21 protein-coding genes and 4 pseudogenes are annotated in these 23,266 nt (G+C 33.8%); 15 read left to right on the forward strand and 10 right to left on the reverse strand.

Features of this window, described 5'->3' with window-relative positions:
• Window positions 1-157 precede the first annotated feature (157 nt).
• The 3 genes and pseudogenes from LCF45_RS05105 to LCF45_RS05115 form a co-directional block, all read left to right on the forward strand.
• Window positions 158-1,897 (forward strand): S-layer homology domain-containing protein, encoded by a 1,740-nt coding sequence (locus LCF45_RS05105; RefSeq protein WP_263894634.1) that lies wholly within the window; start codon window positions 158-160, stop codon window positions 1,895-1,897.
• A gap of 560 nt (window positions 1,898-2,457) precedes the next feature.
• Complete coding sequence (locus tag LCF45_RS05110; RefSeq protein WP_243514383.1) at window positions 2,458-3,066, forward strand: hypothetical protein; 609 nt, start codon at window positions 2,458-2,460, stop codon at window positions 3,064-3,066.
• A 248-nt stretch (window positions 3,067-3,314) separates the two neighbouring features.
• Window positions 3,315-4,220: pseudogene (locus tag LCF45_RS05115) on the forward strand (alpha/beta fold hydrolase); the annotation flags it as partial.
• Window positions 4,221-4,428: 208 nt separating this feature from the next.
• Here LCF45_RS05115 and LCF45_RS27015 read toward each other — a convergent pair.
• The 4 genes and pseudogenes from LCF45_RS27015 to LCF45_RS05135 all read right to left on the reverse strand — a co-directional run bounded on the left by LCF45_RS27015 (window position 4,429) and on the right by LCF45_RS05135 (window position 5,924).
• Window positions 4,429-4,638 (reverse strand): annotated as a pseudogene (locus LCF45_RS27015) (hypothetical protein).
• Window positions 4,639-5,073: 435 nt separating this feature from the next.
• The gene (locus LCF45_RS05125) at window positions 5,074-5,283 is read right to left on the reverse strand and encodes a glycine zipper domain-containing protein (protein ID WP_000764047.1); all 210 of its coding nucleotides are present in this window, start codon (window positions 5,281-5,283) and stop codon (window positions 5,074-5,076) included.
• 92 nt (window positions 5,284-5,375) lie between these two features.
• Window positions 5,376-5,609: pseudogene (locus tag LCF45_RS05130) on the reverse strand (DDE-type integrase/transposase/recombinase); the annotation flags it as partial.
• A 114-nt stretch (window positions 5,610-5,723) separates the two neighbouring features.
• On the reverse strand, window positions 5,724-5,924 hold the full coding sequence (locus LCF45_RS05135) for a DUF1657 domain-containing protein (RefSeq protein ID WP_000218933.1): 201 nt from the start codon (window positions 5,922-5,924) through the stop codon (window positions 5,724-5,726).
• Between the two features lie 210 nt (window positions 5,925-6,134).
• On the opposite strand from LCF45_RS05135, the gene LCF45_RS05140 reads away from it, so the two are divergent.
• A complete protein-coding gene (locus tag LCF45_RS05140) occupies window positions 6,135-7,361 on the forward strand; it encodes a phospholipase D-like domain-containing protein (protein ID WP_016126658.1) in 1,227 nt (408 codons plus the stop codon).
• A 524-nt stretch (window positions 7,362-7,885) separates the two neighbouring features.
• Entirely contained in the window at window positions 7,886-8,086 is a 201-nt protein-coding gene (locus tag LCF45_RS05145; protein WP_000434816.1) for a cold-shock protein, read from the forward strand.
• A 391-nt stretch (window positions 8,087-8,477) separates the two neighbouring features.
• Here LCF45_RS05145 and LCF45_RS05150 read toward each other — a convergent pair whose 3' ends face one another.
• Window positions 8,478-9,908 carry an IS4 family transposase gene (locus LCF45_RS05150; protein ID WP_263894636.1) on the reverse strand — a complete coding sequence of 477 codons (1,431 nt, stop codon included), beginning with the start codon at window positions 9,906-9,908 and terminating at the stop codon, window positions 8,478-8,480.
• A 495-nt stretch (window positions 9,909-10,403) separates the two neighbouring features.
• Between LCF45_RS05150 and LCF45_RS05155 the strand changes: the two genes are divergently transcribed.
• On the forward strand, window positions 10,404-12,695 hold the full coding sequence (locus tag LCF45_RS05155; RefSeq protein ID WP_263894637.1) for a M60 family metallopeptidase: 2,292 nt from the start codon (window positions 10,404-10,406) through the stop codon (window positions 12,693-12,695).
• 545 nt (window positions 12,696-13,240) lie between these two features.
• Here the strand turns inward: LCF45_RS05155 and LCF45_RS05160 are convergent.
• A complete protein-coding gene (locus tag LCF45_RS05160; protein ID WP_263894638.1) occupies window positions 13,241-14,830 on the reverse strand; it encodes a bifunctional metallophosphatase/5'-nucleotidase in 1,590 nt (529 codons plus the stop codon).
• Window positions 14,831-15,612: 782 nt separating this feature from the next.
• On the opposite strand from LCF45_RS05160, the gene LCF45_RS05165 reads away from it, so the two are divergent.
• From LCF45_RS05165 to LCF45_RS05175, 3 genes are all read left to right on the forward strand, one after another.
• Entirely contained in the window at window positions 15,613-16,269 is a 657-nt protein-coding gene (locus LCF45_RS05165; protein ID WP_003193613.1) for a uridine kinase family protein, read from the forward strand.
• 75 nt (window positions 16,270-16,344) lie between these two features.
• On the forward strand, window positions 16,345-16,782 hold the full coding sequence (locus LCF45_RS05170; protein WP_001202613.1) for an NUDIX hydrolase: 438 nt from the start codon (window positions 16,345-16,347) through the stop codon (window positions 16,780-16,782).
• A 398-nt stretch (window positions 16,783-17,180) separates the two neighbouring features.
• The gene (locus tag LCF45_RS05175; protein ID WP_002186527.1) at window positions 17,181-17,360 is read left to right on the forward strand and encodes a DUF4177 domain-containing protein; all 180 of its coding nucleotides are present in this window, start codon (window positions 17,181-17,183) and stop codon (window positions 17,358-17,360) included.
• A 267-nt stretch (window positions 17,361-17,627) separates the two neighbouring features.
• Here LCF45_RS05175 and LCF45_RS05180 read toward each other — a convergent pair whose 3' ends face one another.
• The gene (locus tag LCF45_RS05180) at window positions 17,628-17,957 is read right to left on the reverse strand and encodes a hypothetical protein (protein WP_002186526.1); all 330 of its coding nucleotides are present in this window, start codon (window positions 17,955-17,957) and stop codon (window positions 17,628-17,630) included.
• A 150-nt stretch (window positions 17,958-18,107) separates the two neighbouring features.
• On the opposite strand from LCF45_RS05180, the pseudogene LCF45_RS05185 reads away from it, so the two are divergent.
• From LCF45_RS05185 to LCF45_RS05195, 3 genes and pseudogenes are all read left to right on the forward strand, one after another.
• Window positions 18,108-18,398 (forward strand): annotated as a pseudogene (locus LCF45_RS05185) (Tn3 family transposase); the annotation flags it as partial.
• Window positions 18,399-18,762: 364 nt separating this feature from the next.
• On the forward strand, window positions 18,763-19,209 hold the full coding sequence (locus LCF45_RS05190) for a MarR family winged helix-turn-helix transcriptional regulator (RefSeq protein ID WP_000817662.1): 447 nt from the start codon (window positions 18,763-18,765) through the stop codon (window positions 19,207-19,209).
• A 32-nt stretch (window positions 19,210-19,241) separates the two neighbouring features.
• Complete coding sequence (locus LCF45_RS05195; RefSeq protein WP_000050726.1) at window positions 19,242-20,186, forward strand: acetyl-CoA carboxylase carboxyltransferase subunit alpha; 945 nt, start codon at window positions 19,242-19,244, stop codon at window positions 20,184-20,186.
• 444 nt (window positions 20,187-20,630) lie between these two features.
• Here the strand turns inward: LCF45_RS05195 and LCF45_RS05200 are convergent, their stop codons facing one another.
• On the reverse strand, window positions 20,631-20,738 hold the full coding sequence (locus tag LCF45_RS05200; RefSeq protein WP_000505670.1) for a YjcZ family sporulation protein: 108 nt from the start codon (window positions 20,736-20,738) through the stop codon (window positions 20,631-20,633).
• A 265-nt stretch (window positions 20,739-21,003) separates the two neighbouring features.
• Window positions 21,004-21,474, reverse strand: coding sequence for a hypothetical protein (locus LCF45_RS05205; protein ID WP_016126667.1), 471 nt, complete (start codon window positions 21,472-21,474; stop codon window positions 21,004-21,006).
• A gap of 273 nt (window positions 21,475-21,747) precedes the next feature.
• On the opposite strand from LCF45_RS05205, the gene LCF45_RS05210 reads away from it, so the two are divergent.
• The 3 genes from LCF45_RS05210 to LCF45_RS05220 all read left to right on the forward strand — a co-directional run bounded on the left by LCF45_RS05210 (window position 21,748) and on the right by LCF45_RS05220 (window position 22,714).
• Window positions 21,748-22,137, forward strand: a complete 390-nt coding sequence (locus tag LCF45_RS05210; RefSeq protein WP_000448809.1) for a YflT domain-containing protein — start codon at window positions 21,748-21,750, stop codon at window positions 22,135-22,137.
• A 50-nt stretch (window positions 22,138-22,187) separates the two neighbouring features.
• Window positions 22,188-22,388, forward strand: a complete 201-nt coding sequence (locus LCF45_RS05215; RefSeq protein ID WP_078202930.1) for a CsbD family protein — start codon at window positions 22,188-22,190, stop codon at window positions 22,386-22,388.
• A gap of 74 nt (window positions 22,389-22,462) precedes the next feature.
• Complete coding sequence (locus LCF45_RS05220; RefSeq protein WP_000522906.1) at window positions 22,463-22,714, forward strand: GlsB/YeaQ/YmgE family stress response membrane protein; 252 nt, start codon at window positions 22,463-22,465, stop codon at window positions 22,712-22,714.
• 162 nt (window positions 22,715-22,876) lie between these two features.
• Here LCF45_RS05220 and LCF45_RS05225 read toward each other — a convergent pair whose 3' ends face one another.
• A complete protein-coding gene (locus LCF45_RS05225; RefSeq protein WP_002140674.1) occupies window positions 22,877-23,077 on the reverse strand; it encodes a methyltransferase in 201 nt (66 codons plus the stop codon).
• Window positions 23,078-23,266 lie beyond the last annotated feature (189 nt).

Consider the following 23,266-nt stretch of genomic DNA (forward strand, 5'->3'; position numbering starts at 1 on the left):
ATTAATACGGAAAAATATAACAATATGAGTTTTTGCATATTTTAAAATTTATTATATCCTTCGAAAACTTTTAATTGTATAATGTCTTTTGTCATATTCTTTTTAGATTTTTCGACAAAAAATAACAAAAATAGAAGACGTATTGGGAGAATGCATTATGTACATAAAACTATTAAAATCAATTACATCATTATCACTTATTGGTGGTGCTTTATTATATACAAATGGCAGTGATGTGAAAGCTGCTGAAACGGGTACTTTTTCGGATGTACCTACATCGCACTGGTCCTATCCTGCGATTAAAGACTTAGCGAGTAAAAATATTATTTCAGGCTATGGAAATGGAAAGTTTGGTTTTGGTGATGTTGCGACGAGGGAGCAAGTTGCAGCTTTAATTTATCGTGTGTTAGTACCGAATAAGCAAGGCGGTACGTTTAGTAATGATGGTGCTCGTTATGTATTACAAGATGGGTCTACTTTAAATAATCCGTATGGAGATATTCGCTTAGGTTCTACAATGTTTCCGGAAGAGGTTTTAACGTTAACGAAATTGGGGATTTTTAAAGGTGATGGAAATGGCGGTTTTAGACCGAAAGATTCTGTTAGCCGCGCAGAAATGGCGCAAATTATTAAAAATGCGTTCCAAGTTTCAGCTAAACAAAAACATACATTTAATGATGTTCCAAATGGATTTTGGGCAGAAAATGCGATTAGTGCGGTGCAGTCAAACGGGATTGCATCTGGTACAGGAGACGGGAAATTTGAACCAGCTAAAACGGTAACGCGTGAACAGTATGCACAGTTTTTATATAATGCATTGAAATATAAAAAGCCTGAGGTTGCGGTGCAAGATACAGGAGATGCGACATTATTAACAGCATTCAAAAATGAAGTGCAAACACGTATTAATACGTACGAAACGAACATTACACTTCCATATAAAACGAAAAATAGTAATACAGAAGAAGTGATGAATACACTTTTCACCGCATATAAAGAAGTCGCAAGTAAAAATGAGTATACAAATTATAATAGATCGAATGTTTCATACTCACTATCTGGATCGCCAGGGAATTATACGTTTACGCTAAATATTACATATCGTGAAACGAAAGAACAAACAGAATATGTGATGAAACAAGCGAAAGCGATCGTTTCTTCTATTATTCAAGTCGGGATGGATGATCATGAAAAAGTGAAGGCGATTCATGATTATGTTGTAAAACATGTTTCTTACGATACGTCTTATAAAGCGTATACAGCATATGAGGCACTCGCGAATCGTTCTGCCGTTTGCCAAGGTTACACACTATTAACCTATCAATTATTAAAAGAAGCTGGAATTGAGAATCATTTTGTAGTAGGAACTGGAGACGGTCAGCCTCATGCTTGGAATTTAGTGAAAATCGATAACAAATGGTACCATCTTGATACAACATTTGATGATCCAGTGCCAGATGTACAAGGCCGCGTAACGTATTCATATTTCAACTTATCAGATGAGCAAATTGCGAAGAATCACGTGTGGAACCGAGGGGACTATCCGCAAGCTACAACAAACTATTATAGTACATTAACAAATAAAATTGCGACAGGTGGTACGAAAACACCTGCATATCAGCAAATATTAAAAGATACAAAGTTAAATTATTTAGGAAATGAATATATCGCAAATAACTATAATGAATTCAAAAATAAAATGCAGCAACGTTATAGCACAAAGTCAGAAAAGATTGAAATTCTTTATAAACAATCAATGGATGGCGCATTGCAAGATGTGAAAAAAGTAATTGGAGAAATCGGTTATCCGCAAGGAGCGAACCGTGTTTCTTATAAAGCTGAGCCGTATAATGCGAAAGAAGGATATTCTTTAGTGACGATTACGTTTATGTATTGATAATGAAAAAAGCATCTATTTCAGATGCTTTTTTATTATTTTAGTTCGACATAATGTGATAACGGAACATAATTGCATCTGTTATGATAACTTTGGGAATTTTACATTTTGGAGGATTAGTAATGAATAAAAAGAAGATTTTTGCTGTGTTTATAGGAATCGTGGTTTTACTTGCTTTTGTTATCCATCCAGGTGTCCCAGACAAGCGTGTTCCTCTAAAAATAAACTTGCAGTAATCCTTCTATTGATTGTTATATCCGGTTTAATTTCCTTGTATATATAATTAAAACAAGTACTTATCAAGTAACGTTAAGGTAGGTAGAGAAGTATATATATCTACTTTTCTACCTATGCGTAGTTTAGTAAAAAACCTCACCAGAACTTCCACTGCGGCTTCTCCTTCACGATAATTACTTACTAATTCTTTTACCATTCCCCCGACGAGAGCAAGCGCTCTTTTTTTTATTTTAGTTCGACAGAATTCGATATAATAGTTATAACCGTTTTTGTTATGCTTGGATGAGAAATTCTACATTCCCTATAATCGGAGGAAGCGAATTATGCAAAACTCGTTTTATACAAAGTGGTGGTTTTGGTTTATCATTGCCGTTGTCGTAATTGTTGTTGTTGGAGGGAAAAATAACAAAGAAGAAGCTACAACAGCTCCCGCCGAACCGAAAAAAGAAATAAAACAAGAACAACCTAAACAAGATATTCAAGCTCAACCAGAAAAGAAAGAACAACCTAAACAAGATATTCAAGCTCAACCAGAAAAGAAAGAACAACCTAAACAAGATATTCAAGCTCAACCAGAAAAGAAAGAACAACCTAAACAAGATATTCAAGCTCAACCAGAAAAGAAAGAACAGCCTAAACAAGATGTTCAACAATCTGCATCGGGATTTACAAATCCTGTAAAAAATATCGATAAAACAGCTGCTATGAATGCCGTCAAAGAAAAAGCAAAGAAAGACTTCCCAGATGATTACATGACACAGAACTACGTAGCAGAGGAACAAGCTAAGGCGTTTGACCATTTAAATGGTATTGAACTTAAATCCCAGGAAGAACTAAACGTTATGAAGAATGCAATCAGCGACTTCCCTAACGACTTCATGACTACTAAATATGTGTATGAAGAACAGATAAAAGCTATGAACAAGCAGTAATAAGATACTATGTTGTTCATATTTTCCTGATCAAAAATATGGATAAATACGGTGAAATGAAAATTGGATGGGAGTCCAATATATATTATTAAAATTAAGATGGTTCAAGTCGGAGAAAGGCACCTTAGGGTGTCTTTTCTTTTTTCTAAATGAGAATTTTGGCTTAAAGAAGATAAATTTTCAACGGATTATTGTCATGAATATATTGATAAAGTTCATCAATATATTTGTAGAAAGGAGGAATTCAAGTGAATAGAGATGATAATAGGATTGGTCACTTTACATCTGAAAAAGGAAAGGAAGACTTTCAAATTGCCTACGATGAATCAATGGCACTTCTTCCAAAACCTAACGATACGAAAGATATAAAAACTAAATACGGCACAATTCGTGCTTATTACTTTACTAAAGAGGAAAACAAACATAAGGAGCCAATACTCTTACTCCCTGGACGTGGTGCATCTACTCCAATGTGGGTACCCAATTTAGAAGGGCTAAGGGAGAAAAGGCCTGTTTACACGATAGATTTACTCGGTGAACCTGGAATGAGTGTGCAAACGAAGGTGATTGAAAACCAAAAACAACAAGCAGAATGGTTAAATGAAGTAATTGAAGAATTAAGTTTAGAAAAAGTGCATATCGTGGGTGTCTCCATTGGAGGTTGGACAACAATGAATTTGGCCAGATATAATTCAGAGCATATTGCTACGGCTAGTTTATTGGACCCAGTCTTTGTATTTGCGCAAATGCCCATAAAGATGATTCTTGCATCTATTCCAGCTGCCGTCCCTATTGTACCTAAGTTTATAAGACAAAAGATGTTAAGCTATGTATCTGGAGGAGCAGAAACAAATGACGATGAGCCTATCGCTAAGTTAATCGAGTCGGGTATGCGTAACTATAAACTTAAAACACCAGCACCTGATCTATTTAGTAAAGAAGACTTGAAAAATATCAATGTTCCAGTGCTTGCATTAATGGCTGAAAAAAGTACAATGCACAATTCCGTAAAAGCAGTTGCAACTGGGAAAAAATACGTTAAAGATATCGATATAGTTAACTGGAAAAATGCATCTCACGCAATCAATGGTGAGTTCTCTAACGAAGTTAATGTCCGGATCCTTGATTTTGTAGAAAAACACTCTAATGACAACCAAGTTGAAAGTGGAAAATATGTTGTAATAACAACTTTATCTCTATATAGCTATTTAGGAGGATTTAGCTCATTTTTTATTTTAGGATATTAAAGTACCCCCTAAATGGAATTTTTTTATAGCACCGAAGTTCATTTTTATGATTTTTGGGGAAGAATGTGCTTCTTAACTTGATACCGCAAAAAAACAAACAGGAATGACTTAATAGTCATTCCTGTTCCTTAAAGAAACCTTCTATGGTACTAGTAACTTCCTTGAATGCTTCACCTTGGACACTAGAAATTGATAATCATCCAATTATATTTTTCCACTGTGAATTTACACTATCCCAGTTATCATCCCAATTTTCAGTAATATGCTTATAAGCTGTAAAAGGTTTATCACGACTTGGTGAAACATATTTTAAAGCATCTATCAACTCTACAAACTCCAAAACACTTCAGGCCCTTCTTTTAGAATTGGAGTTACCTCTTCGTTTCGAGATAAAACTTCCATTTAGGTGGTGCTATTAAATTTAAAAAGCTAAAACAAGCATAACCCCGTTCTAAATTTAGGACGGGGTTAAAATATAGTTGTTTAATTTCCGATATAAGATACTTCACTGTACTCAAAAATATAACAATAAAGTCGATTGATAATCTAAGGTTTATTCAGCAATAGCGCCCGATTGCGGAAGACCAAGAAAATGATTATGATTGCTGCTTATAGCTTGTTGAACTAACGCACACGTTACTTTAAGTGAATTGATTCACAATCTTACTGGGAATTTACCTAAAAAAGCTGAATTAACTTAATAAAAAAAAGGACTCCCTTTTTGGGAATCCAATTCATTCAGTGTCACTTTGGTTAAAGTCTAATCTTCTCGGTTCGCAACACTGTCATTAGCCTCATCGGCACCTTCGCCGACTTTGTTACCCATCGCTCCTCCTGCAACAGCTCCTGCAACGGTACCAAGTGGACCAAGAACAGAACCCAAAGCAGCTCCAGCGACAGCACCGACACCAGTTCCTACCGCTTCGCCAGTATCATTATCAACACGGTTACGTTCGTTTTTATCAGCCACTCATCTCACTCCTTATTTAGAATAGGCAAGTGCATTCCAGCACAATACCTTACATATTTTGACCTATAAGGACAGATTTATGCGAAGTGTTAGAATCCTGAGGATTTAGCAAACCGGCGCTTTACATAGCGATGATCTTGTTCTATGTAATTATTGAAATGTTTGATTGTAGAATGAGTAGTACTTTTATAAAAGTCATTCACCTTTAATTTTTTGAGTGAACAAAGTAAAGAAAGGGCCTTATCTGTTGTCAGAACCGTTGGTTCTCCAAAAGTTTGAACGAGTCGTTTCATAAAAGCATACGCAGATTGTGTATTCCGTTTCTTAAGTTGATGGGCATATGGCGATACCCTTTAATCGTAATCAGCATTATGATAATCGTTATTTAAGCTGGGCACTCTTCCATGGGGACGATATTCTATGTGAAAGGTATTATGTTATTACTTGTACTGAGGCTCTTCATGTTCAATTTGTTGAAGACGAGGATTTAAAGATTCAATAATTTCTTGAGTTTGTTGTGCTGCACCTTTATATAATTGTTTTGCTTGCTTGTTATCAGTATCAAGAACAAATCCTTCTAGGCATGCTTGAGCACTCTTTAATCCAGCGATAGTTTGTTTAAGTTTAGTACTTACTGTCATGTAGTATTCCTCCTTGTAAATGTATTTCAAAATATAGAATGCCTATTTTGTTATCAAAGTACGATTTCCAATTTTAGGGATATACGAATGAGAAATTGTATAGTTAATCATTCAAAGGAGAATTTTTTAGCTAATAGATGCATGGAATAGTTTTGTCCCAATAACAAAAACTAACAGAAATAAAACGATAATATATAAAGGAGATTAAATATGCTGAAAAAGATAGGAAGAATTTTCCGAGCATTCCTCTTTTTATTTATCGGTGGATGTTTAGTTCTGTTTGTTTGGGGGGAAATTGACAGAACAATAGCCGAAAAAAATGGGGTATTTAGCCAGAATTCTAGTCAATACCCTATGCGTCAAAGTGATATTACTATGTATACAGATGGGAAACAGTTAAACAATCAATTATTCTCAGATATAGAGAAAGCAAAGCATTACGTGCATATTAACTTTTTTTCTATTGCTGATGATAAAGTAAGTCATCAGTTTCTAGAGCTATTGCGGAAAAAAAGTCAGGAAGGTGTAGAAGTATACTATGCAGTGGACAGGTTAGGTGGAATTTTACTAAAGAAAAAGGAAAGAGAATTATTAGTTAAAAAAGGAGTTCATTTTACATATTACAATAAACCTGTTTTCCCTTATCTTTTTTCTTCTTTGGATCATCGGAATCATCGTCGTATTTCAGTTATTGATGGAAAGGTTGGTTACATTGGCGGATTCAACATTGGAAAGAAGTATTTGGGGGAAAAAGAAAAACTTGGTTATTGGAGAGATTATCATCTTCAAATACGAGGAGAAGGAGTTCAAGATTTAGAACACCAATTTGTATTAGACTGGAATAAAAACTCAGAGAAACCGATTCCGATACACAATGCGGTAAAGGAAAAGGGAGCAACCTCGCAACGATTTACTGCATATTATAGTGGAGAAAAACTTGGGCAAGATTATGCAATGCTGTTTCAACAAGCAAAAGAATCCATCATTATATTAACACCTTATTTTATACCAAAAGACAGAACTATTTGGAACGCATTAGTAGATGCAAGAAAGAGGGGAGTCCGTGTCAAAATTCTATTCTCACCTCATTCGGATGCACTATTAGTTAAAGAAGCAGCATATCCATATATCCGAAAAGCATTAAAACAAGGGATGGAAGTATATGGTTATAAAAATGGGGTGTTACACGGTAAAGTATTTTTGATTGATGAAAAAGTATTGATGGTTGGGACCGTGAATTTTGATTCACGCTCGTTTCATTTAAATGAAGAAATGAACTGTTATATTCATGACCCTATCTATATTTCGAGAATAAAACCAGTGATTAATGCAGACTTACAAAATTCAAAGCAAGTAACATCCTCTGACGTCAATCAATTATCTATAAAAGAAAAAATGAAAGAAAAGGTTGCAAAAATGTTTGAGTATTATTTGTAAAGACAAAGTATTTTTATATTAGGGATAGTTTCACATTGCCATCAAGATAAGAAATGCAAATACCCCATATCCATCAAGCTAACAAGGACGAGTTACTCCAAAACGATAAAAACGATCAACATGCATCAAAAAAAACACGCTAAGCAAAAATACAATAAGCTGTCCATATGGACAGCTCATTTACATAATTACCGTTATCAGAAGTGAAATTTAACTCGAAAATAGCTAATTTTATCAGTTGTTGAATGTCTGAAAAAAATCAAACCAATGATATTGTTGAGATCCTTTGGAAATTTCTTGCTGTGATGACTATCATAGTGACTTTTTCTCCAGTAACAACTATTAGTAGCTAATTACCATAAGGGCTTATTTTTGAAATTTGCTATTTTTTAGAAAGTATGTTAATTTAAGAAAGACCTATTTTTGTTCGGTTTGAGATTAAGAATAAATTTTGTTTTTCGTCTAAGGTATTTGAGCAAGGGTAGTAACATATGTGTGGGTATCCACACTAGGAGGCAACAATTATGGAACAAGGTAAAGTAAAATGGTTTAATGCAGACAAAGGTTTTGGATTCATCGAGCGTGAAGGTGGAGAAGACGTATTCGTACATTTCTCAGCTATCCAAATCGACGGTTTCAAATCTTTAGACGAAGGACAAAGTGTAACATTTGAAGTAGAAAAAGGACAACGTGGCCTACAAGCTACTAATGTTCAAAAAGCTTAATATTAGCTGATGAAAGACCCTCTTGTAGGGTCTTTTTTTTATTTTTTTACAATATTCCGAATACAACTTTTTTAAGGGGATTTGGGGTGCTTAACTTTTAATGAAAAAGAAGATGTTAGAAATCATAGTTTTAGCATAATGGGCTTTTTCTTTTAGTTATCTTGCAATTATATTAGGAATACAAAAAAACGGATTATATATAGTCGTAGGATTTTCAATCTTATTTGTTGGTGGAATTTTGATTGTGCATCTATTTTAAAATAAGAATAAAAATGGAAAAAATTTTGTTTGATTGTATATCTCATACACGTCTAGTTAACATAACGTCTCATTATCAGTAGCAAGAATAAGGAGGAGCCCTAATCTCATAAGTAAATCTCCCTTTTTTGAATTAAGCCGCTTGATTATCAGACATGGTACAATTGTAAACGACACCTAATATATCAAAGACTGTTTTCTTCTCATATCGATGAGATTTTCGCCCGTTTTGCTGTAGGAGGTTGAATAGGCGAAATAGAACCTTTGATAGATCTTGGGTGTCTTTCTGTATAGCTTGGAAAAGAAGAAGAAAATAATCTTTAATCATATATATGGCCTTATACTCACTCAGTTCTCGTTTCTTTTTCATAAGAAGTAATTGCCACATTTGAAACATGATAGAAGAACAGAGTAGAATGGCAATCAACTGTCCATACAAATGGCACTCCCATCTTTCTGGTTTTATCTTTTTACACTGATGAATTTGAAAGAATGACTTCCACGTTTTAAATAAAATTTCGATTTGCCAACGTAAAGAATACCAATCATGTACTTGTCCCATCGGGACAATGTCTGTAGGGGTGTTTGTCATATATACATTGATGCCACTGAGTCGTTTACTACGAGGAGAATACTTCATTCCTTTCTTTTTTTCTCTTATAGTTTGATCTTGTAATCGTTTTTGTTGTTGTTCTTTCGTTAGCCGATGAACAATCACACGAGTTGGTACTTTATCAATCATTCCTACATAGGCGTCGGATATTTCACATGTTTGTCCTGGGTGAAGAGAGTTCATTAAGACCTCCATATCTATCTGTATATACTCTGTACCTTTCTTGATTCTTCCATCTTGAAAATAATCAGGGGTGGGATTTTTTTGATAAATACGTGTATTTGATTTAATACGAGAGATATAGTAAGCCTTTTTATCTTGTATATGTTGAAGATCTTTCAAGTGAAAATAACCTAAATCACGGATACATAAATCATTCGCTGTCACAGTTGGGGCACATAGAGAACCATAAGTTCGATCATGTTGTTTACCTGGACCTGTATGAATATGTAGGAACTGTCCACTTAATAGATCATACTCAAGCTGAATCTTCACCCCCGCTGTATGGCTGCATCCTCCTGCACCTGGATAAACAGATGAAAATACATCAGGAAGTTGAAATGCAGTTGAATCTAGGATACGAATACGCTTGAAAATAGAAGCGTATGAAAAAGTGAGCAGCTTAGTTGAAGATAACTTTTGGTTGAGAAGTTCAGCTAGCACTTGTTGTAGAAATTGCACGGCTGTGGCATTAAACCGTTGATTCAGTCCTTCAGGACTGATGAGCACTTCTGTTGATGCTTCTAAACAGCTACATAACTGAGTTAAAGAGGTTTTAGCGACATTTTGACTAATCCATACACATAAAGCGACTAAATCTTTTGCTTGGTACTTACTGGTTCGTTGTACAAAACCAACATCTCTAGCAAGATCTCGTAAGAAATTCGGAGATAAGAAGCTTTGAATTTCTTGAGCAAATAGTTGTAATTCATCAGATACAGAAATAGACATACAAAAACGCCATCCTTTCCTATGATTCTACAGAAAGGATAGCGTATTTTTTCATTTTAGTGGGGATTTTGTTTTGTTAGCTTGATAGCGATGGGGTGCTACCCCTTATAAAACTTTGCAAAGGAACCTCATTTTTCGCTTTACTGATTTCAAAATTTTTTAGTTGATAGACGTGTTGTACACAGACTACTATTTTAGTAATTTGAAAAGAATAATGTCGAAAAATAGCAGAAATTGTCAGGTTTTTATTGCTATACGACCTGTTTTGATGTTAAGTTCGTAGTAATAAGCAAAAATGAAAGGGGTTCGTTTCATTCCTAAATTCTAACTTTCGTAATTATTTATTATGATCAAGGATGGGAATGTATTCCTTCGGGTATGTTTTATATTTATCAAACTATAGAAAGGTTTGCGAACGGTCAGATATTAATTTATTTAATATTCAGAAAAAAACGGAATCGAAATCAATTACATTCATTCAGCGAAAGAAATTTAATGAAACGAATTGAAAAGGAAAGGGTTATTTATATGCAGAAAAGGAATTATTACATGTTTCAAAAAACTATGAAAGTATTTGTGACGTCTGCTATTGTGACAACTACATTATTTTCACCTATAATGACAAGTGGCTTGACTGCCCATGCTGAAACAGTTGCTGAACAGACTACAAACAAATATGAACAGAGAGAGTTTGATCTTCCAGGTGTAGGTAATTTTGGGAGTGAAGCGGATAGAGAAAGAAGAAGTGCGCAAAAAACATTTATGCCAACAGGAATTTATGTAAAACCGAATGAAGAGGTTACAATTGAAGTATTGGGAACCAAAAATATTAGAGCGATTATTGGAACACATCAATATGATAAAGAATGGGGAAAAGAAATTGATCTTTCTCCTGGTATGAATAAGATTTCTTCTCCAAACGGTGGTTTATTAGGGTTTGATAACCATCAAGATACAGGGACAGTTAAGGTCAAAGTAACACAAGGTGGGAGCCCTGTTCCATTCTTCGAATTAGGAAAGCATACGAAAGCAGATTGGATTGCGATGATGGACAAGTATCCGGATGCACATGCTGTCCAACTTAAATCAGAGAAAGCAGTACTTACTGTTACGCAGGAAAGTGCCAAGAAATATATCGTGGATCAAGATCCTGTTCCTCTATTAAAAAAATATGATGAAATGATTCGAGCACAAGATAAAATATCAGGATTATCTGAAACAGACTCTAATCCGTTACATCGTCCAACTCACCGCATTTGGGCTTTTGTAGAAAATCCTCATAACAACACATCGGGTGGGTACATGTATGCAAGTCTGGATGGAGCCGTATTTCCTACTGATAATGGCGCAATTGTAAGTGCTTTAGATGTAAATAAGTTTGAATGGGGACAACTGCATGAAGCAGGACACGCAAGACAACAATACCCATGGACGTGGAATCATGATTTGAGAGGAATGACTGAAGTTACAGTTAACTTATACTCTTTAGCTGCAGAAAAGAAATTATTTCCGAATCAACCAACACGTTTAGAACGAGAGAGGGTTTACGATAAAGCTTTCGCGTACTTAAAACAAACAGACAAAGACTATAAAAATATTGATGACTTGTTTGTAAAACTTGTGATGATTTGGCAACTTCATTTAGCATATGGTGAAGATTTTTATCCAAATCTTCACAAACTATATCGAGAGTTACCAAAGGATCAACTTCCAAAGACGGATGATGAGAAAATACAAGCATTTATTTATAATACATCAAAAGTAGCGAAACAAAATGTACTTCCGTTTTTTGATCAATGGGGACTGAAAGCATCGCAAGAAATGCGGCAAAAAATAGAAGCTTTGAACTATCCAATATTAACCGCTCCTATTTGGGAAGCAACTGATTCTAAGCCTATTAAAGCGAATGTGCTCAAATTAGGTGGCCGAGTATGGAAAGATAGTAACCAAAATGGTATTCAAGATCAAAGTGAAAAAGGAATGGAAGGCGTTCGTGTTCAACTGTTAAATAAAGATGGGAATGGATTAAAAGAAGTAAAAACAGATAAAGAAGGCCATTACTTGTTTGATGGATTAATAGAAAACACATATCGTGTACAAGTAAAGAAGCCTGCCGGGTATGTCTTCATGCAAAAGCAAAGTGGACAAGATATGACAGTTGACTCTAATGTAAGTGAGACTGGGGTAACAGATGCTATTACTCTTTTACATGATGATTTAACAATTGATGCGGGAGTAAATAGAAATATATTTAAGGATGTCCCACAAGGACACTGGGCATTTAATGCAATTCATGATTTAGCTAATGAAGGAATTATTGCAGGTTATGGGAATGGAATATTTGGTATGGGTGATAATGTAACACGTGAACAAGTAGCTGCATTAATTTACCGTACTTTGCATATAGAAAAACAAGATAAATATGAAAATCCATACGGAGATATCGATAAAAATTCAACAATGTTTCCTGAGGAAATACTAGCTTTAACTAAGCTAGGGGTTTTCCAAGGAGATGATCAAGGAAACTTTAGACCGAGAGCTACATTAACACGTGCAGAAATGGCTCAAGTTATTACGAAAGCTTTTAGACTAGATGTGAAGGCTCCACATAATTTCAACGATGTTCCAGAGAACTCATGGGCAAAAGATGCGATTAGTGCCGTACAATCGAACCAAATTGCAGCAGGAGTTGGCGAAGGGAAATTTGCTCCGGATATGAAAGTAACACGTGAACAGTATGCACAGTTTTTATATAATGCAATTTTAAATGAGCGATCTCATCAATAAAAGAAAATAAAGTTGAGAGTCCTATTATATCCTTATTATAAGGGAGTAGTACTACCCGTAAAGGCTTAATTGGTGCTACCCCATACACAGCAACTTAAAAATTTTATAACGCCCCCAAAACAATAAAAAGCGGGCGAAATGTACACGTTTTTCGTTCTGAGGGTACTATAAAATTTTAGCTTGATGGCGGATGGTGTAGCGCCAACAAAACGCGAATTTCGTACGTTAAGCAAAGTTTTTAAAAGAAAAAGCCGTTTTTCTGAACATGTGAGAGCTATATAGTATTGTAGGTGGAAAGTATATCCAGATAATTCAAATCGGTCCAAATTAATGTAAACGTCAAATAACCCCAAAATAAACAATAAAAGTTGATTTTGGGGTTATTTTTTGTTGGCTTTACTTTTTTTCGGTACTTTGCATATCGATGGTAAATCCGTTGACCACGGTAGGACTTTATTTCAAACCCACACAAGAAAAATTAGATTACCTGCACACTAAAAAGTATAGCGAACAGGTAATCTAGGTATTTTGAGATTAATGAAAAGCTAATTTATTTTTTGAATTCTTCCATCAATAATAGGCTGAATTGGTTCTTTTGCTTGTTTTATATAATCTACTAATGCTTCAAAATCAGTTGGTCCTGTTTCAGCATCTTTCCCATTTTTAAATGACACAAATCCATCTCCACCTGAAGCTAGAAATGCGTTCGCAACGACGCTGTAAGTTTTAGAAGGAATAATTTCTTCTCCATTTGTTAAGCGAATACTTGTGACTTTTTCTCCATTTGGCTTGTTCGCATCCCAAGTGTATTGAATCCCTGAAATTTGAAGCATTCTTGTTATGTCTTTTTGCCATTGTTGATTTAAAATATCACGAATGTCTTGACCCGTTAAATTAACTTTTATTAATTGATTTCCGAATGGTTGAATGCCATATACCTCTCCCCATGTAATATCACCAGCATCTAAGTCATTACGAATACCACCAGGGTTCATAAGAGCAATTTGGGATTGCATTGTTGCACGCTGAGCATCAGTGATTAAATTGCCGAGAGTAGATTCGCCGGCCGTATTTTGTTTTCGATCTAGTGGAGCTGTAGATTTACCAACAACCTCATTGACAAGAGGTGCGATTTTTTCTTGATATTTCTCCATCTTTTTCTTTATTTTTTTATCAGGCTCTATGCCTTCATGGTAGGTTGTAATAATTTCTGCTTTTTTCTCAACAATATCTTTTGTCTTACGATCAATCTTTACATCAACATCAGCAAAAGCCATTCCATAAGAATTTGCTTGTACGACAAGTTTATTATTAACAGTTCCATTTACATAGGTGTGGCTATGCCCCCCAAAAATAACATCGACTTCTGGATCAGTCTCATTTGCTAGTCGGACGAGATCACCATTTGTTACGCCGTTCTCATCTGTTGTACCTCCGTTATGTGCAAGAACAACGATAGATTTAACGCCAAGGTCTTTTAATTTCTTTACGGATTTGTTAATGGCTTCAACTTCATCTGTAATTTCTACATTCTTTAGCATAGTGGGCATAACAAGGTTAGGAACATCTGTTGTTACGACTCCGATAAAGCCAACAGGAACTCCTTGTACCTTTTTTATAGTAAATGGTGGTAAAAATAGACGACCGGTGGATTTATTATAGAAATTTGCGGCAACATATGGGAATTTTGCTCCTTTAAAATTCCCTGTTTTTTCATGGTATCCACCATAAATAAGGCGGTGCATTTCTTCAATACCTTCATCAAATTCATGATTTCCTATGGTTCCAACATCAAATTTTAAATCATTTAGAAATTCAATCGTGGGTTCGTCTTGTAATAATGCTGAAACAGGAGGACTTGCTCCAACAACATCGCCAGCATGAACCTTTAATGTATTCGGATTTTGTTTTTCATGATCACGTAAATAAGCCGCTAAGTACTCGATTCCCCCTGCATCTTTATTGTTAATTTTCTTTACAGTGTCTAGTTGCCCATGAAAATCGTTAATACCGAGCATTTGTACATCTATGTAGCGGTTTGGTTCTGTAGTTGCTTGAGCTGGAGGCGCAGCAAATACACTTGAAAAAGTAACTGTACTTAATGCTAAAGCAACTGGAATGATTTTTTTCAACATAAAATTTTCTCTCCCCTTATTACAATCTGACATCATACGATACAATCTGACATCAATCGATATAATTTTAATAGATTAAGAAGATTATTTCTATAAAAATTCTACTAATTATAAAAATTAATAAGATTTTATTGTTTTCCGACAAAAGACTCATTCCTCAAAAATGTGAAGGTGTGAAATACCAATTTTAGGTAGGAGGTGAATATCGGTATGCATGAGCCTACGTTTTTTTGATTAGGATATAAAGAAAAAGTGCCACCGGCACTCCAAACATATATATAATCAAAACGCACACCATTGGAGCCAATGGCATGCGCTACATAAATTGTTAGATATTCGCACACATCTGTTTTACAAACTATTCACAGGAAAACAGATTCATATAGATGAAATGACAGAATCAGAGTAAATGTAAAATAGGGTGAGTGCAAAATTATGGATGTTACTTTTACATTGTTCTTTGTGAGGCAGCCTTACACATCCGTCAACTTAAGAAATTGGTAGTTCTCCAAAACAAAGAAAATAAGCTAAGTTCTTATAAACAACTGTAAAATAATAAAATTTTCGTTTTGGGGACACTTCAAAATATTAGCTTGATGGACGTGTGGTACTACACCAAATAACAATAAAATCCTTTGAAAATTAATATAGTTTTTTAAAAATAGAGATGATATGATGGATAATCATACCATTTTTTTCACTTCATGCATGATTTTACAGTAGGATACCTCTATATTAAGATGATGTAAATAAGGGGGTATATTAGTAACAGGGGGAGAATAATGAAAAAGTTATTACAAGAAATTATAAATTGGATTAGTATGACCGATGAACAGATTGTTATTGGCATTTCAGGACACGGTGCTGCCGGAAAAACAACGTTCGCCAATAAGCTCATAAACCAATTAAATCAAAATAAAGTGAGTTATATTAATACAGATCCATACATTGTTAGTTCAAATGTACGAAAGTATACAAATATCCACTATACATATCAGAATGAAAATCATTATGATAAAATGACAGCTTGTCATCCATCAGCCCATCATTTGTCTGCGTTAGAAAGAGATGTTCAAATGGTAAGAGCTGGTTTAGATTTTTATACAATGGATACACATTATATAAAAAGTGAGTTAATTTCTACGAAAAATAAGGTGACGATTGTAGAAGGAATGAGTGTCGCATTTATTAATCCAAATTTATTTGATTTGAAAATTTACTTCTATACAGATGGAGAAACAGAATTAATGAGAAGGTCTAGCCGTGATATTATTGAAAGAGGAGCCGATATTAATTACTTAAGGAAGTCTCATGAAGAACGTCGGATTCAGTATGAAGTGTTTATGCATCCATATAGTCAACGTTTTGATATTATTATCAAAAATTCCAATGAAACAATATGTTTAGAAAAAAATACATTTGAGTTTTATAAAGTTTAAATGCAAATACTTTATTTACTAAAATAGCAAGTTAGTGAATAAATTGTTCATATTTTTTCGGAAGGAGGTTAAGCAATGAGAGCACCGTATCAAGTATTGATATTTCCTTATATAAAAACTGACGATTCCATTCAATATGCCATTTTTAATCGAAGTGATTATGGTTATTGGCAAGGAATAGCTGGTGGTGGAGAAGATGGTGAGACTCCTATTGAATCAGCAAAACGGGAAGCATTTGAAGAGGCTGGTATTACAAGAGAAAGTCCATATATAAAACTAGATTCTGTGTCTTCACTACCAGTAGAGGATGTAGTTGGTGAATTTCTTTGGGGCGAAGATGTTTATGTAATAAAAGAATTTTCTTTTGGAGTTAAAGTTCCTACAAAAAATATTAAATTATCTAAAGAACACTTCAATTATAAATGGCTGTGCTTTGAGGAAGCCGTAACGCTTTTAAAATGGGATAGTAACAAAACGGCTTTGTGGGAATTAAACAAAAGGCTGTTAAAATAATTAAAGTGTTAGTTAACAAAGCCGATAGTGGAGCGAGAATTAAACAACTTAAAAAAGCTTTGCTACATTACCTATGTAGCAAGGCTTTTTTCTTAGCGTACGAAATCGCGTTTTGTTGGCGGCACCCCGCTAAGAGCATGCAAGATTTTATACAGTTTTTCGGCTAATCCAATAACAAACGAGAACCCGAAAACCCGCGCCAGGATAGGAATGTATAAAAAAATGCATAGATCCATAGAACAAAAAAAGGAGATTTACTTGTGAGATTAGGGTTCCTCCTTATTCTTGCTACTGATAATGTTACGTTATGTCAACCTCACATGTATAGAGTATACAGTCAAAAAGGTACAATACATCGCTTCTTCTAAATGGTACAATTAGGAAAAGGGGGGGAGAATATGTACGATTACAAATTCGTGAAAGTCGAAATTGGTGGATGGAAAGGGCAACCTAAAGAAGATTATAAACGTATTATTACCGAACATGCTGAAGATGGTTGGGAATTTGTTCAAGTCCTTACTCTAACAATGGCAGGATACACGAGTTCTTTGGAGATTATCTTCAAACGAACCAAATAACTCCTTTCAAAAACAAGAGAGGTTTGCTTTAAATAACATACAAAAAGAACTGGAATATTTGGGGATCTAATTGTTCTCAATTTAACTTATAAGACAAATAAGCTAATATTAATCAACTTCTAATAACAAAAATTATGTGAACACTAAAGTCCTCCAGTTAAACAATCTGGAGGACTTTTAATAGTCTTCTAAATACATTGAATCCCGATAATGAGACGTTATGTTAACCTCATATGTATAGAATATACAATTAACTAAAAATGTAAATTATTTAAATTCTTGTCTATATAATTTAAACGAATAAATAGCTCCAACGAAGAATACAAAGGCTTCAAATAATATAAAGATTTGACGGAAATTCTCAATATCTTTACCAACTAAAGAAATAAATATAGCATTCATTAGAATTTGAGTAGTAAACATACGAGAAGTAATTTTTAAATAAATAGGATTTGTTCTTTCATATGGTTTACCAATTTTTTTGTAAATAATAATAAGTGCAATTACTGAACCCAAAAATAGAAGTGCTGTAAGTCCTACAACGATATTGAAATTGCCTGTACTTTCTAACATCCATTTATTTAATAGATCAATCATTATTATCTTCCTTCCTACATAAGAGAATATTTCGTTCTTCTTTTTCACTATAATAAAAAATGAAAAAGGAAAACATCGAACTTTCTTACAAACATTCGTGCATTCTTACAGTTTTGTCACTTTGTAAATGTATTCATCGTCTTGCCTTTCGCTATTTTCTTTGAAAAACATAGTGAATTACGAGAAAGAGTGCTACAAGATCAACTTCAAAGAAGTAGTGCACTAAACCTCTTAATTAATGCAATTAGTATGTGGAATATTATTTATTTAAGTGAAGCAATAAAAGCTTTGAAGAAAAAAGAACAATTTGATGAAGAATTATTAAAACATAGTTCTCCAGTAAGGTGGGAACACATTAACTTTCTAGGAGAATACCGATTTAGCAAAAGAGAAAGTGCACCAGTAGACTCTCTACAACCACTAGAAACAACTAAACAGTAAGAAACCGATGATCTCTTAGCGTACGAAATTCGCGTTTTGTTGGTGCTCCCCCATGCCCATCAACTTAAGAATTCAGAACTCCCCCAAAAAATTATGAGTTTTTTGTTACAAGTTATCACAAAATTTTCGTTTTTTGGGTAGTTTTATTTTCTTAGCTTGATTGCGATGAGCGGTACCCCATAAAGGCCCCTGATACATAATTGATGTTCTGCCATTTGTAGAAAACAATCCACTTATATCATTTTAACAAGAAGAAATATCTCGTCCATGTTGTAATATTGGCTTACGTTAAGCTTGTGAAAAAAACATATTCATGTATAATACAATTGATGTATGATACATTAATTGTAGGAGGGTGACCTTTTTGAAAAGAGAAGATGCCTTAAAACTAAGAACAGATATTAAGAAAATGATTATAATAACTGGGGTTTTTGAATCTCAAAATTTGCCCAATGGACCATTTGAAAAACCTTTACCAACTTCTCAAATGATGGCGTTAGAGGAACTAGAGGTGGAAAAATTAACTGTTTGGCAACTATCCAATAAACTTAGATTAGAGACTTCAACTGTAAGTAGATTGGTAGATAAGTTAGTAAAAAAGGGGCTTATTTATCGTGAAGTAAATGAAAAAAATAGAAGAGAACTTTTTCTGCACCTCACAGAAAAAGGTCACATAACTGTTAATTGCTTAAGAGAGCAATCCATTACATTTTATCAAAGTATTCTCAATAATTTATCAGAATCAGAACAAAAAATAGTTGTGGATGGTTTTGAATTATTTATTGATTCTATTTCTAAGCCTTTTGATTAGAGTGAGGTAAATCATAACATTTGGAGGGTAAAATGAGTTTGGATTTTGAACGTCCTATTATTGAATTAAAAGAGAAATTTGATGAATTAAAGAAAATTATGAAAGAAAATAATGTAGATTTATCGCCAGAAATTCATGTATTAGAAAAACGTTTAAATAAAATGCAAGATAAAATTTATTCTAATATTACACCTTTTCAACGAGTTCAAATTGCAAGGCTACGTAACCGGCCCACGACATTGGACTATATACCTTTATTGTTTACAAACTTTCTCGAACTTCATGGTGATCGATTATATGGTGATGATAAAGCAATGATAGGTGGTATTGCAAAATTTAAAGGGATGCCCGTTACGGTTATTGGTCATCAAAGAGGTAGAAATACAAAGGAAAATATAGAAAGAAATTTTGGAATGGCACATCCAGAAGGTTATAGAAAAGCGCTAAGACTTATGAAACAAGCTGATAAATTTAATCGCCCTATTATTACATTTATTGATACAATAGGCGCCTATCCAGGGAAAGGGTCTGAAGAACGTGGAATTTCTGAAGCGATAGCTCGAAATCTATTTGAAATGGCTACACTTAAAGTGCCAATTGTTTGTATTGTAATTGGAGAGGCATCAAGTGGTGGAGCTCTTGGCATTAGTGTCGGTAACCATATCCATATGTTAGAGTATTCATGGTACTCGGTAATTTCGCCAGAAGGAGCAGCATCTATCCTATGGAAGGATGCTAAGTATGCTCCAGAAGCTGCTGAACATATGAAAATTTCAGCAAAAGATTTAAAACATTTAGGAATTATTGATGAAATCATTCCTGAAATTAAAGGTGGAGCACAAAATGATATAAAATCACAGGCAAAAGTGATTGAATCTGTAATCGAATCATCTCTAAAAAAATTGATACTATTATCCTCGGAAGAGCTTATACAACAGCGGTATGAAAAGTATAGACAAATAGAGAATTATAAATGAAAATATTTAAAGTCCGTATTACATTTCGGAGGATTCTCGCAAAAAAATTCTAAATATTTTGTAAGTAACCTCTTAAACTGGGATATGCTGATACTATTACTCTACAAAAGGTGTGTGATCGGTATGGAAAAGGAAAATTTGTTCAAATGGAAGCATTATCACATACCCATCAACTTAAGAAATTGATTGTTCCCCAAAACGAAAAAATGAGCTGAATTCTCATAAATAACTGTAAAAAGGTGAAAATTTCGTTATGGGGGGTATCTCAAAAGCTTAGGTTGATGGCAATGTGGTGCTCCCCCTGTTAGTAGTAATTTTAATATCACTATGGATAAATTACTTTTAAAACTTTACTTCCGAGAACGATAATTATGTAAATAAGCTGTCCATATGGACAGCTTATTTTATTTTTTGTTTAGCACGGGGATCTTTTCCGATAGTTTTTTAGCAGAAGCAAGCAGCTCCAACGATGATTAATAAAATAAACAATACAACTAATAAAGCAAATCCTCCAGCGAAGCCACAGCCGCCACAACTACCACCAAAGCCCATAATAGTTCCTCCTTTAGATAGGAGGGGGAAAACAAAGGTTCACTCATGTGTTTTAACGGATTCAATTTACTTTATGCATTTATGAATGGAGCAGGTCCTTTTGTAAATAAAGAAAAGACACCTTATAAGGTGTCTTCCTTCGATTTGAAACATTTTAAGTTTAATAATATACGGTCTCGCCACTTACCTATTAGGCTGGAATTTTATAGTATTTCTGAACAAAATTTTTTGCTAAATTTGAATCCTTAAGTTGATGGGGATCCTTTTATGTTTTATCATTTTTAAAAAAATCCTTCATTAGCTTAGCGCCTTTAATATTCACCGTTACAGCTTCTACTTTATCTTTCTTCTCATCTTTAGCAATCGTAATTTGTTCCGTATTATCAACCCACACAAGAAACTCTTCTTTTGAGTCATCTTTATATGTAACGGTTATAGTAGAATGCGCAGATTGTTTCTTTTTTTGATCTAGTGTGATTGTTTTCGGTGTTCCTTTTTGGACTGCTGAAGCGATTGATTGTATCATTTCCTCGTTATCTGTTTGAGATTTGGAACTAGTATTACTTGTTGTTCTAAGCATCTCAATGTTGGTAATGTCTGCAGAGTTTAATTGAATGGCATTTTTCGTATTTTCTTGCTTAGTTGTTGGAGTATTATTTGTAGTAGAAGTGCTTGTACAGCCTATTAAAGTGAAAGATAGAGCGGTTAGAGCGCATATAGATATGATTTTTTTCATAGTATCCCTCCTCACGTTTAATTATAACAATTTTCTGTTATTTTAGGTAGTTATTGTAAGGAGATAATTTTGTAAATCATAGGGAGACATGTTTACTAGTTTTAATGATGTTCGTATGAATAATATGAAGCGTATATATGAAAAATATGCGGTTCATTCTCTATCAAAATCATAATTCACATAATTTTTTTCATATTTTATGTTTAACATTTCGAAAATGGGTGTATTACATATAATATAACAAATAATTCATTTTAGAGGAGGAAGTTAAAGATGGAAACGAAGTATAGTAAACCTTTTGTATATGAATTTATTACGGAGAAAGAGGTCATGAATGCAGCGAATGATCTAGTGAAGAAAGGAATAGACCAAAAAGATATTTACGTATTAACACATGAGAAAGAAAGGACAGATAGAATCGCAGACAATGCAGACGTGAATACAATTGGAATAAAAGAAGAGGGACTTGGGACAAGTATTATTAATGTTTTTCAAAAAACGGGAGATCAGTTAAGAAATAAGATGCAAGAGTTAGGACTTAATGAGGAAGAAGCTAACTTTTATGAAGAAAAACTGGATGAAGGGAAAATCTTGTTATTCGTTAAGGATTTAGAAAGAGTCGGTGAATGGTTACAAGAAAGAAGATGCACGTATTCTATTTAAATTCATACTCTTTAAATCTACAAATCTATTACGAAAAGGAGATTGGAAATATGAGTGAGAGCGGGCTAAAAGAACAAATTACTGGTAAAGTTGAAAAGAAAAAGGGGCAAGTAAAAGAAGGAATTGGTGAAGTTACAGAAGATAGAGAGTTGAAAAATGAAGGGAAGTGGGAGAAGACGAAGGGAACTGTAAAAGAAAAAGTCGGAAAAGTGAAACAAAAGATAAATGATGGATTGGATAACAAAGAATAATACATGTTTATCAAGCTTTGGTTAAACGCCAAAGCTTGATAAATCCATTATAAAAATATATAGGAGGTCTAATTGTGGGACTTATTATTACGTGTATTGTAGGTGGACTTATTGGTATGTTAGCTGGAATGATTACAGGAAAAGACTTTCCTTTAGGTATAGTTGGTAATGTTATTGCCGGATTAATCGGATCTTGGGTAGGTAGTGCTTTATTTGGTCACTGGGGCCCTGAATGGGGAGGCATCTTTATTCTTCCAGCTTTATTAGGTGCAATCGTCTTTATTTTAATCGTTACATTCTTTTCTAGAATGCTACGGAAAGCGTAAGTATGATAATGAATAGTAATCTTAAGTTTATTATATGTAGCTATAAAGTTAATAAACTGATAAAAATACATAAAAAAGCATCCAATTAAAATAATTTGGATGCTTTTTTATGTATTTTACATAGGAATCAGTGAGGATGTCCCCACTGATTGAGATTACATATTAAGCTATCGTTACTTTTTTACAATTATTTATTCTTACGACCTGCCTCGGTTCTATATGAGATAAGTCCTCGCTATTACCTATATCAACTACAATTGTATTCGTTAGTATGTTAATAATGGAACCAATTAATTTTGTAGCATGATCGTGTCGATAAGAAAATTGAACAAAATCTCCCTTTTTAAAGCTGTGCTCTTCCATAGATAGATCCCCCTAAAAATAATGTTTATACATTATACATACACAAATTTATAAGGTTTAAACATTTGGTAGTATTTTTTTTAGTGTTAAGCTGAGAAAGGTGTAGAAAATTTATTTATAATTAAAATGAAAAAATATGTTTAAAACTAATTTTTATGGGTAATTAAATAGTAGTAGTTTGAGATAAGG

Source organism: Bacillus sp. 41-22, assembly GCF_025809295.1.
In the GTDB taxonomy this organism is placed as follows: Bacteria; Bacillota; Bacilli; order Bacillales; family Bacillaceae_G; genus Bacillus_A; species Bacillus_A mycoides.

What these genes read in the sequence shown, in the direction of transcription:
- LCF45_RS05215 (WP_078202930.1), top strand. Translation starts at nt 22,188, where the DNA reads ATGAGTGAGAGCGGGCTAAAAGAACAAATTACTGGTAAAGTTGAAAAG.
- LCF45_RS05225 (WP_002140674.1), bottom strand. Translation starts at nt 23,077, where the DNA reads ATGGAAGAGCACAGCTTTAAAAAGGGAGATTTTGTTCAATTTTCTTAT.
- LCF45_RS05150 (WP_263894636.1), bottom strand. Translation starts at nt 9,908, where the DNA reads ATGTCTATTTCTGTATCTGATGAATTACAACTATTTGCTCAAGAAATT.
- LCF45_RS05175 (WP_002186527.1), top strand. Translation starts at nt 17,181, where the DNA reads ATGTACGATTACAAATTCGTGAAAGTCGAAATTGGTGGATGGAAAGGG.
- LCF45_RS05205 (WP_016126667.1), bottom strand. Translation starts at nt 21,474, where the DNA reads ATGAAAAAAATCATATCTATATGCGCTCTAACCGCTCTATCTTTCACT.
- LCF45_RS05210 (WP_000448809.1), top strand. Translation starts at nt 21,748, where the DNA reads ATGGAAACGAAGTATAGTAAACCTTTTGTATATGAATTTATTACGGAG.
- LCF45_RS05180 (WP_002186526.1), bottom strand. Translation starts at nt 17,957, where the DNA reads ATGATTGATCTATTAAATAAATGGATGTTAGAAAGTACAGGCAATTTC.
- LCF45_RS05160 (WP_263894638.1), bottom strand. Translation starts at nt 14,830, where the DNA reads ATGTTGAAAAAAATCATTCCAGTTGCTTTAGCATTAAGTACAGTTACT.
- LCF45_RS05105 (WP_263894634.1), top strand. Translation starts at nt 158, where the DNA reads ATGTACATAAAACTATTAAAATCAATTACATCATTATCACTTATTGGT.
- LCF45_RS05135 (WP_000218933.1), bottom strand. Translation starts at nt 5,924, where the DNA reads ATGACAGTAAGTACTAAACTTAAACAAACTATCGCTGGATTAAAGAGT.
- LCF45_RS05140 (WP_016126658.1), top strand. Translation starts at nt 6,135, where the DNA reads ATGCTGAAAAAGATAGGAAGAATTTTCCGAGCATTCCTCTTTTTATTT.
- LCF45_RS05145 (WP_000434816.1), top strand. Translation starts at nt 7,886, where the DNA reads ATGGAACAAGGTAAAGTAAAATGGTTTAATGCAGACAAAGGTTTTGGA.
- LCF45_RS05195 (WP_000050726.1), top strand. Translation starts at nt 19,242, where the DNA reads ATGAGTTTGGATTTTGAACGTCCTATTATTGAATTAAAAGAGAAATTT.
- LCF45_RS05155 (WP_263894637.1), top strand. Translation starts at nt 10,404, where the DNA reads ATGAAACGAATTGAAAAGGAAAGGGTTATTTATATGCAGAAAAGGAAT.
- LCF45_RS05165 (WP_003193613.1), top strand. Translation starts at nt 15,613, where the DNA reads ATGAAAAAGTTATTACAAGAAATTATAAATTGGATTAGTATGACCGAT.
- LCF45_RS05200 (WP_000505670.1), bottom strand. Translation starts at nt 20,738, where the DNA reads ATGGGCTTTGGTGGTAGTTGTGGCGGCTGTGGCTTCGCTGGAGGATTT.
- LCF45_RS05170 (WP_001202613.1), top strand. Translation starts at nt 16,345, where the DNA reads ATGAGAGCACCGTATCAAGTATTGATATTTCCTTATATAAAAACTGAC.
- LCF45_RS05110 (WP_243514383.1), top strand. Translation starts at nt 2,458, where the DNA reads ATGCAAAACTCGTTTTATACAAAGTGGTGGTTTTGGTTTATCATTGCC.